Origin of the sequence: Castellaniella sp. (assembly GCF_034007085.1) — a bacterium.
Taxonomy (GTDB): domain Bacteria; phylum Pseudomonadota; class Gammaproteobacteria; order Burkholderiales; family Burkholderiaceae_B; genus Castellaniella.
This window is the reverse complement of the sequence record NZ_JAVERO010000083.1, coordinates 1-9,439: the sequence shown is the minus strand read 5'-3', so window position 1 is coordinate 9,439 and position 9,439 is coordinate 1. Positions and strand designations below refer to the sequence as shown.

Genomic DNA, 9,439 nt, shown 5'->3' with positions numbered 1-9,439 from the left:
CCCAGCGAGGCCGCACCGCAAACGCCGCATCACCGCGCAGGGACGACAAATCGACCAGACCAGCACGCACCCGCAGGACAGCCGCCCAGGCGATCATCGCGCCATTGTCGGTGCACAGCGGCAACGGCGGGAAATACACCCGCCCGCCCAGATCGTCCAGCGCCTCGCGCAAGCGCGCGCGCAAATGCCGGTTGGCGCCCACGCCGCCAGCCACCACCAACGTCTTCAGTCCCGTGCGGCGCAAGGCCTGCTGGGATTTGGCCGCCAGCACATCGACGATTGCCGCCTCGGTCGAGGCCGCCAGATCGGCACGGGCAATCCGGTCATCGGCACGGCCTTCGTCCTGAAGCGCACGCATGCGGGTCAGCACGGCCGTCTTCAAGCCGCTGAAACTGAAATCCAGGTCACCGCTGTGCAGCATGGGACGCGGCAACGCATGTGCGTGCGGATCGCCAGTTTCGGCCAGGCGCGACAGTTCCGGTCCCCCGGGATAGCCCAGGCCCAGCAGCTTGGCGCTCTTGTCGAAGGCCTCGCCCGCCGCATCGTCCAGGGTCTCGCCCAGCAATTCGTAGCGCCCCACACCGTCGACTCGCATCAGTTGCGTATGCCCGCCCGACACCAGCAAGGCCACGAACGGGAAATCCGGCGTTTCATCAGCCAGCAGGGGCGAAAGCAGATGGCCTTCGAGATGATGGATGGGGATGGCGGGCAGGTTCCGGGCCCAGGCAAAGGCCCGGGCAAAGCCCGCCCCGACCAGCAAGGCCCCAGCCAGGCCGGGGCCTGCGGTATAGGCCACTGCATCGAGATCGTCCGGCCGGATTCCCGCCTCGTCCAGGACCTGCCGCGTGAGCGGCACGATGCGGCGGATGTGGTCCCGCGAGGCCAGTTCCGGCACCACGCCGCCGTAGTCGCGATGCATGGCGACCTGGCTGTGCAGGGCATGCGCCAGCAGACCGTGTTCCGTGCTCGCCACGGCCACCCCGGTCTCGTCGCAGGAACTCTCGAATCCGATGATCAGCATAGGGCGCCAGTGTACAACTGTTCACGAAAGGGATTTAGAATGGCGTGGTCATAAAAAACAGAGGCCCACCCGGGGGGGAAGCACCATGCTGGAACAGCTCTTCAAGCTCAAAGAACATGACACGTCGGCCCGGACCGAATTGCTCGCCGGTCTGACCACATTCCTGACGATGTCCTACATCATCTTCGTCAATCCGGACATCCTGTCGAGCACCGGCATGGACCGGGGCGCGGTCTTCGTCGCCACCTGCCTGGCCGCCGCCCTGGGGTCGCTCATCATGGCCTTCCTGGCCAACTGGCCCATCGGCATGGCCCCAGGCATGGGCCTGAACGCCTTTTTCGCCTTCACCGTGGTGGCGCAGATGGGCTACACCTGGCAGCAGGCACTGGGCGCGGTGTTCATCTCCGGCGTGGTGTTCGTGATCCTGACCGTGACCGGCGCCCGCGAATGGCTGGTCGCTGGCATCCCGCCATCACTGCGTTCAGCCATTGCGGCGGGCATCGGCCTGTTCCTGGGCATCATCGCCCTGGGTTCGGCGGGCATCGTGGTCGCCAATCCGGCCACCAAGGTCGGCCTGGGCGACCTGACCCACACCACGACCCTGTTTGCCATCCTGGGCTTTTTCATCATCACCGCCCTGGGCGCCATGAAAGTCCGCGGCGCCATCCTGATCGGCATCCTGGCCATCACCGTCCTGTCGATCGTGACCGGACACACCCAATTCCAGGGCATCTTCTCGGCGCCTCCCAGCCTGGCCCCCACGTTTTTCCAACTGGATATCCTGGGGACACTGAACACCGGCTTTTTCCACGTGATCCTGGTCTTCGTGCTGGTCGAGGTGTTCGACGCCACCGGCACCATGATCGGCGTGGCCACCCGCGCCGGCCTGATCCGTCCGGGCAACCCTGGCCGCCTGGGCCGCGCCCTGCTGTCGGACAGCTGCGCCATCGTCGCCGGGTCCGTGCTGGGCACCAGCAGCACCACCGCCTATGTCGAAAGCGCCTCGGGTGTGCAAGCAGGCGGTCGTACCGGCCTGACGGCCCTGACCGTCACGGTACTGTTCCTGCTGGCGCTGTTCCTGTCGCCGCTGGCCGCCATTGTTCCGGCCTACGCCACAGCCCCCGCCCTGCTGTACGTGGCCTGCCTGATGCTGCGCGAACTGGTCGATGTGCAATGGGACGACGTGACGGAATCCGTCCCCGCCGCCATCGCTGCCATCGCGATGCCTCTCACCTACTCCATCGCCAACGGCCTGGCCTTCGGTTTCATCAGCTACGTCGCCATCAAGGCGCTGGCCGGCCGTTTCCGCGACATCCACCCGGCCACTCTGCTGGTCGCCGTCCTGTTCATCATCAAATACGCCCTGTTCCCGGGATGAGACAGGACTGCGAATGGTCCTCTGCGGACCATTCGCAGCCTGTCGAATCGGAGCGGCTTGCAGGCCGCGACGTGGGGGAGATGCCACAACCCGAATGGTCCTCTGCGGACCATTCGCAGCCTGTCGAATCGGAGCGGCTTGCAGGCCGCGACGTGGGGGAGATGCCACAACCCGAATGGTCCTCTGCAGACCATTCGCAGCCTGTCGAATCGGAGCGGCTTGCAAGCCGCGACGTGGGGGAGATGCCACACAAACACGGGGCGGCTTGCAAACCAGTATCCTGTCCCCATATAACAGGAACCTCGGGCAGCATCCTGCCGCCCCTCCCGACCCGGAGCCCCCATGAGCGTCATCGAACTTACCCAAGACACCTTCCAGGCTGCCACCCAGGCCGACCAACCCCTGATCATCGACTTCTGGGCCCCCTGGTGCGGCCCTTGCCGTCAGTTCGGCCCCACCTTCGAGGCCGCTGCAGCAAAACACCCGGACATCACCTTCGCCAAGGTCAACACCGAAGAACAACAGGAACTGGCGGCTGCCTTGCGCATCCGTTCCATCCCGACCCTGATGGTCTTCCGCGAAAACGTGTTGCTGTTCCAGCAGGCCGGCGCGCTGTCTGCCCCCCAGCTCGATGAGCTCCTGACCCAGGTCAAGGCGGTGGACATGGCCCAGGTCCACGCGGAAATTGCCGCACAACAGAACAAGGCCTCGCCTACGGCCCATTGACCACCACTGCCGTTTCCCACACGCACCAAGCCCATCGGCCGGATCCCGGCCGATGGCGCATTCTGGCCGTCCTGCTGACCACCATCTTCATGTCCCTGATGGGGGTCAGCATCGTCAACGTCGCCCTGCCCTCCATCCATACTGCGCTCGATGCCACGCAATCCGACATCCAATGGGTGCTGTCGGGCTATGCGCTGACTTTCGGCGTCGTGCTGGTGGCCGCTGGACGGGCCGGCGACCTGATGGGCCGCAGCGGCCTGTTCCTGATCGGCGTGACCCTGTTCACGCTTGCGTCCATTGCGGCGGGGCTGGCGCCGGACGCCACGTGGCTCAACGGCGCGCGCTTCGTGCAAGGCGTGGGTTCGGGCCTGCTCAATCCACAAAGCCTGGGCATGATCCAGCATTATTTCCGTGGTCCAGAACGAGGCCGGGCCTTTGGCTATTTCGGCACTGTGGTGGGGTTTTCCGTCGCCATCGGCCCGGTGCTCGGTGGTCTGTTGATCGAACTGGGTGGCCTGCAGATCGGCTGGCGGCTGACGTTCCTGGTGAATGTTCCGATCGGCATCGCCGTCATCATCCTGAGCCTGCGGTGGTTTCCCCGCCCGCTGATCCGCTGGCCTGGCATTCCTGGGCAAAACGTTGATGACGACACGCGGGAACAGGCCGCAGCCCAGGCTGCACGCCGCCTGGGCTGGCGTTCCCTGGATCCCCTGGGCTCACTGCTGTTGGGGCTGGCCGTGCTGTCCTTTCTGTACCCGTTCGTTGAATCCCGCACCGCGTCCCAGGCCTGGCTGCTGCTGCCGCTGAGTCTGGTCCTGACGGCCGCCTGGATCCAATGGGAACGTCACGCAGCACGCCAGGGGCTCAGCCCCATGGTCGATCTGCGGATTTTTTCCACGGCCAGTTTCAGCAACGGCGTGCTGGTCATGACACTGTATTTTCTGGGCATGACCAGCATCTGGGTGCTGGTCGCCCTGTACGTCCAGGAAGGCCTGGGCATGTCGGCCCTGCAGTCGGGCCTGTTCGGCATCCCTGCCGCCCTGCTGTCGTCCTGGGCATCCGACTGGGCTGGCCGCAGAGTCCTGCCGCATGGCCGCAAGATCGTCATGATCGGACTGTTGCTTGCCCTGGCCGGACTGGTCACCAGCGGGGTGGTGATCCTGCTGCAGGCGCTCGGCCTGGCCAGCGCCTGGTGGCTGCTGCTGACGCTGTCGTTCATCGGCCTGGCCCAGGGCCTGGTGATCAGCCCCAACCAGGCCCTGACACTGATGGACGTACCGCTGGACTATGCGGGCAGTTCAGGGGCTGTCATGCAGACAGGGCAACGCATCGGCACATCCGTCGGGATCGCCCTGATCACGGCCGTCGTCTTCTGGATCCTGAACATGACATCTTGGCCGACGGCCATGCTGGCCGGGTTCGGTGTCATTGCCGCCGTCATCCTGGCCGCACTGCTGGTGGCGATCAAGGACTACCGGGATCGCCAGCGCCCCGGCAGCGCCTGACGGGGGCTCATCCGGCCACCCCGCCCTGCGCAGCAGAGTCATCGGATTCCAGAATGCGCCAGCATCCCTGCCCCCGGGTCTGATCGGTATACAGCGCCTCGATGTCCGCTGCATCGGCACGGGCACAGCGCAACTGCCAGACGACGCCCTGGCCGTCGAATTGCGCATGTTCAATGCGCGCGCCCGCTGCCAGCAGGCGCGCCTGAACGCGGTCCATGTCCGCATAAGGGCACGCGCACGACACAAGGCATTCCTCGCGCAATGCCACCCGATCCGCCTGGCGCAGGCATTCGGCGGCCGTGCCGCCATAGGCTCGCACCAGCCCGCCCGTGCCCAGTTTGATGCCGCCAAACCAGCGGATCACCAGCACCACGATGCGGTCATAGCCCTGGGATTCAATCGCCTGCAGGATCGGTCGGCCCGCCGTGCCGCCAGGTTCACCATCATCACTGAAACGATACTGCGCCCCGAAACGCCAGGCCCAGCAGTTATGGGTGGCCTGGGGATCGCGGGATGCGTCCAGAAAGGCCTGCGCGGCCTCGGGCGATTCGATGGGCGCCGCCAAGGCCAGGAAACGGCTCTTGCGGACATCGGCCTCGTGACGGACCGAAGTGGTCAGGGTATGCAGCATGGTTCGCCTGCGCCCGGCACGCCGTCATGGCTCAGATTTCGATGCCCTGGGACGCCAGGTATTCATCGTAAGTGCCCGGATAATCGTTCAGGCGGCCATCAGGCAGGATCTCGATCACCCGCGTGGCCACGCCCGACACGAACTGCCGGTCGTGCGAAACGAATACCAGTGTGCCTTGGTATTGTTCCAGCGCATATTGCAGGGATTCGATGGATTCCATGTCCAGGTGGTTGGTGGGCTCGTCCATCAGCATGACGTTGTGGCGCCCCAGCATCAGGCGACCGAAACTCATGCGGTTTTTTTCCCCGCCCGACAGCACGCGCACGGGCTTGGTGATCTCGTCGCCCGAGAACAGCAGCCGGCCCAGCACGGATCGGATCGACTGATCCTCGTCACCCGGCTGGCGATAATCGGTCATCCAATCGAACAGATCGCGGTCGGAATCGAATTGATCGGATACGTCCTGGGCCATATAGCCGAGGTCCGCGTTTTCCGACCAGCGCACTGTCCCCTCGTCAGGCGGCAGATCACCGGCCAGCAGGCGCAGCAAAGTCGTCTTGCCCACCCCGTTGGCGCCGATGATGGCGACCTTCTGGCCCGCCTCGATCATGATGCTCAGGCCCCAGATGATGGGCCGATCGTAGGACTTGGACAGATCCTCGATGTGCGCGGCCTGGCGGTGCAGGACCTTGTTGACTTCGAAGCGGATGTAGGGGTTCTGGCGCGAGGATGGCTTGACCTGGACAGTCTCGGCCTTGATGCGATCGATCTGCTTCAGGCGGGATGTGGCCTGGCGCGATTTGGATTTGTTGGCTGCGAAACGGCGCACGAAATCCTGCAATTCGCTGACGCGTTCCTTGGCGCGTGCGTTGGCGGCCATCTGGCGTTCGCGCGCCTGGGTGGAGGCCAGCATGTAATCGTCGTAGTTGCCCGGATACACGCGCAGTTCGCCGTAATCCAGATCGGCCATGTGGGTGCAGACTGCGTTCAGGAAGTGGCGATCGTGGCTGATGATGATCATCGTGCTGTCATAGCTGTTGAGCACGTTTTCCAGCCAGCGGATCGTGTTGATGTCCAGGTTGTTGGTGGGCTCGTCGAGCAGCAACACATCGGGATTGGAAAACAGCGCCTGGGCCAGCAGCACGCGCAGCTTCCAGCCTGGGGCAATTTCGCGCATCGGCAGTTCGTGCTGTTCGACGGGGATTTCCAGGCCCAACAGCAGTTCTCCGGCACGGGCCTCGGCCGTGTAGCCGTCATATTCCGCAAATTTGCCTTCCAGTTCGGCGGCCCGCATGTAATCGTCTTCGGTCGCCTCGGGGTTGGCGTAGATGGCGTCCCGATCGGTCATGGCCTGCCACATTTCGACGTGGCCCATCATCACCACGTCCAGCACACGCACATCCTCGAAGGCAAACTGGTCCTGGCGCAGTTTGCCCAGCCGCAGCCCGGGCTCCAGCGCAACATTGCCCGAGGTCGGCTCCAGGTCACCCCCGATGATCTTCATCAGGGTGGATTTGCCCGAGCCGTTGGCCCCGATGAGGCCATAGCGGTTGCCATCGCCAAACTTGACGCTGACGTTCTCGAACAGAGGCTTGGAGCCAAACTGGATGGTGAGGTTGTTGGTGGAAATCACGGTAGTGGCAAGGAAAATTGGAGTCAAAACAACCCGCTAGTTTAGCAGGTAGGCCCGTTTCCAGCCCCCCCGTTCTCCCCGCCACGCGGATCAGTGCGAGTGTTCCCGCAACACCAGATGCGCCATGCCGTCCTCGGTGGCGATGCCCACGCGCGCGCCCACCGGCAAGGTGGCCTTGACCTTGACATGGCCATAAGGCAAGCCCGTGATCACAGGCACACGCACCGTCTGGCGCAGCCAGCGCACTACCGCACCCAGGTCATAGCCGTTGTCGTGCGCCGCCAGGCGATAGTCCGTGAACTGGCCCAGCACGATGGCGTGCTGCTTTTCCAGCACCCCCGCATGCCACAACTGGGTCAGCATGCGCTCGATGCGGAAAGGATGTTCGGCAACGTCTTCCAGGAACAGGATGCCCCCCGGTACATCGGGCAGATAGGGGGTACCCACCAGCGAGGCGACCATGGCCAGATTGCCGCCCCACAAAATGCCCCGGGCATCCACCGGATCGGCATCGGGAGATTCGAAACTGAGGATTTCCAGTTCCCCGGACAGCGTTTCCTGGAACAGGGCCTGCGTCAGGTCATCGACTTTCTTGCCGCCGAAATCGAAGATTGCCGTCGGGCCCGCCAGACTGACCGCACCGGTACGCGCCAACAGCGCCAGATTGAACACCGTGAAATCGCTCTGGCCGATGAACGTCTTGCCGCTGTCGGCCACGGTGCGCCAATCGATATGCGGCAGCAGGCGGCTCAGGCCATAGCCGCCCCGGGTCGCCATGACGACCGGGTGTTGTTGTCTGAGCGCCCGCTGGATGGCAGCCAGGCGCTGCTTGTCGGTGCCGGCGAACCGTTCATGCACGGCCAGGGCCGTGCGATCGACCGCCACGCGAAATCCCATGGCGCGCAATCGTGTCTTGGCCAGATCCAGGGCTGCAGGGTCAGCCACGGCGCCCGATGGCGAGATCAGGTAGATCCCCGAGGGCTGTTCGTGCGCGTCGTGGATACCGCAATCAGGATCCTCGCAGACCAGGTGCGTATGCTCGCCGCTGGGAACCGAGCGGGCAGTGGCGTCGAAAGCGGCTTTCTTCTGCTTGGGCATGGAAGGATTTTCCTGAAAAAAAGGGGACGCGGCCATGGGGCCGCTGGACATGGTTTCGGGCGCAGCCTGGCCGCGTGCCGCACGGGCGGCTTCGCGCCGGGCGCGGAAAAAATCGCGCAGCAGGTCGCCACAGTCCTGCGCCCGCACTCCGCCCCGGACCTGGGCATGATGGTTCAGGCGCGGCTGGACGGTCAGATCGACCACTCCACCGCAGGCGCCGGTCTTGGGGTCGGGTGCGCCATAGACGATGTCGGCCAGGCGCGCATGGAACATGGCGCCCAGGCACATGGCGCAGGGTTCCAGCGTGACATACAGGCGCGCTCCGGTCAGGCGATGGTTGCCCAGGCGGCGGGCGGCAGCACGCAGGGCGACGACCTCGGCGTGTGCGGTCGGGTCGTGGTCCAGAATCGTGCGGTTGTGCCCGGTCGCCAGCACACGCCCGGCGGCGTCCAGCACCACGGCGCCCACAGGCACCTCGCCCCGTTCGGCCGCCAGGCGGGCCTGTTCCAGCGCCAGCGCCATGGCTTGGTCGTCGTTCAGGCTCTCAGCCACGGTACATCCGCGCACGCAGCACGATCTTGGAAGCCAGGCTTTCGACCGCAGCCTCCAGCCATTGATAGAGTTCGGCGTCTTCGCCAAAGCGCGCCTGGTTCAGATTGGACACGCGTCCGTCTTCGATGAACCCCCAGGCGCGGCTGCGCTTGTCCTTGTGGCGCGGATCCCAGACCCCGAACGCGACTCCGCCCGAACGGCGAATCAGGGAAAAGCAGGGAATGTCGGTATAGCCATCGCCGACGAAGATCATTTGCTCGAACGGTACGCGCAGTTTGTCGGCATCGACCTTGCGGTTGACCTCGAAAGGCTTGTTGCGCGATTCGGGCCCGATGATGCCTTTCTGGATGTGAAACAGATAGCGGGTCTTGTCGGTAAAACTGACCACCCGACGAGGAAATTCGATGGCGCCATCGGCACCGTAATGGAATTCAGATGCCCAGATATCGGAAAACCAGCCTGCGATGGACGTTTCGCGCAGCACATCGCCGATGCCACTGGAAATCAGGTAGAACTCCAGCTGCACAGTCGGATGGGCCTGATGCAGCCGCGCCCGCAGACGCTCGAACAGGGTCGCCACGCCCTCGTGCAGCGGCAGCCGACGCCCCCAGTCGCGCAGGCGGTCGCGGGTGATGGGGCCATGGCGTCCAGAACGGGACAGCGCCAGCATCTGGTACAGATAGGCCGGGACTGGGTCCCAGTCTTCGTGCGCGAGCAACGGATCGACCTGTTCGTTCCAGAAGGCCGGCACATCCACGCCAATGTCGCGCAGAAAGCCTGAAGTGCTGTCCGGTGCCAGGGTGTCATCGAAATCGAAGACCAGCGCAATCACGTCCGCCATATGCGTATCCAGCAGGGTGTCAATCGATAGAGGCCGCATCGGCCAGGACCGCCA

At 64.5% G+C, this 9,439-nt stretch carries 8 protein-coding genes and 1 pseudogene; 3 read left to right on the top strand and 6 right to left on the bottom strand.

Annotated features, from left to right (window positions below; all coding sequences use genetic code 11):
* Positions 1–1,021: tRNA (adenosine(37)-N6)-threonylcarbamoyltransferase complex transferase subunit TsaD (gene tsaD, locus RBR29_RS08205; protein ID WP_320348512.1), on the bottom strand; the 1,021-nt coding region annotated here is incomplete at its 3' end.
* A gap of 85 nt (positions 1,022–1,106) precedes the next feature.
* Here tsaD and RBR29_RS08200 point away from each other — a divergent pair.
* The 3 genes from RBR29_RS08200 to RBR29_RS08190 all read left to right on the top strand — a co-directional run bounded on the left by RBR29_RS08200 (position 1,107) and on the right by RBR29_RS08190 (position 4,630).
* Positions 1,107–2,399: an NCS2 family permease gene (locus tag RBR29_RS08200; RefSeq protein ID WP_320348511.1), complete on the top strand. Its 1,293-nt coding sequence runs from the start codon at positions 1,107–1,109 to the stop codon at positions 2,397–2,399.
* A gap of 342 nt (positions 2,400–2,741) precedes the next feature.
* Positions 2,742–3,125, top strand: coding sequence for a thioredoxin (gene trxA / locus RBR29_RS08195; RefSeq protein ID WP_320348510.1), 384 nt, complete (start codon positions 2,742–2,744; stop codon positions 3,123–3,125).
* Positions 3,122–4,630, top strand: a complete 1,509-nt coding sequence (locus RBR29_RS08190; protein WP_320348509.1) for an MFS transporter — start codon at positions 3,122–3,124, stop codon at positions 4,628–4,630. The genes trxA and RBR29_RS08190 overlap by 4 nt, the downstream gene beginning before the upstream one ends.
* A 7-nt stretch (positions 4,631–4,637) precedes the next feature.
* Here RBR29_RS08190 and RBR29_RS08185 read toward each other — a convergent pair whose 3' ends face one another.
* The 5 genes and pseudogenes from RBR29_RS08185 to RBR29_RS08165 all read right to left on the bottom strand — a co-directional run bounded on the left by RBR29_RS08185 (position 4,638) and on the right by RBR29_RS08165 (position 9,385).
* Positions 4,638–5,261, bottom strand: coding sequence for a YigZ family protein (locus RBR29_RS08185; RefSeq protein ID WP_320348508.1), 624 nt, complete (start codon positions 5,259–5,261; stop codon positions 4,638–4,640).
* A gap of 31 nt (positions 5,262–5,292) precedes the next feature.
* A complete protein-coding gene (locus tag RBR29_RS08180; protein ID WP_320348507.1) occupies positions 5,293–6,894 on the bottom strand; it encodes an ABC-F family ATPase in 1,602 nt (533 codons plus the stop codon).
* Between the two features lie 90 nt (positions 6,895–6,984).
* On the bottom strand, positions 6,985–7,923 hold the full coding sequence (locus RBR29_RS08175; RefSeq protein ID WP_320348516.1) for an LD-carboxypeptidase: 939 nt from the start codon (positions 7,921–7,923) through the stop codon (positions 6,985–6,987).
* Positions 7,924–8,073: 150 nt separating this feature from the next.
* Positions 8,074–8,544, bottom strand: a pseudogene (tadA, locus tag RBR29_RS08170) (tRNA adenosine(34) deaminase TadA); the annotation flags it as partial.
* Positions 8,537–9,385 carry an HAD family hydrolase gene (locus RBR29_RS08165; protein WP_320348514.1) on the bottom strand — a complete coding sequence of 283 codons (849 nt, stop codon included), beginning with the start codon at positions 9,383–9,385 and terminating at the stop codon, positions 8,537–8,539. The gene RBR29_RS08165 and the pseudogene tadA, both read right to left, overlap by 8 nt.
* Positions 9,386–9,439 lie beyond the last annotated feature (54 nt).

Excerpts from the sequence above, each read along its gene's own strand:
- RBR29_RS08185 (WP_320348508.1), bottom strand. The coding sequence starts at position 5,261 with ATGCTGCATACCCTGACCACTTCGGTCCGTCACGAGGCCGATGTCCGC.
- trxA (WP_320348510.1), top strand. The coding sequence starts at position 2,742 with ATGAGCGTCATCGAACTTACCCAAGACACCTTCCAGGCTGCCACCCAG.
- RBR29_RS08200 (WP_320348511.1), top strand. The coding sequence starts at position 1,107 with ATGCTGGAACAGCTCTTCAAGCTCAAAGAACATGACACGTCGGCCCGG.
- RBR29_RS08165 (WP_320348514.1), bottom strand. The coding sequence starts at position 9,385 with ATGGCGGACGTGATTGCGCTGGTCTTCGATTTCGATGACACCCTGGCA.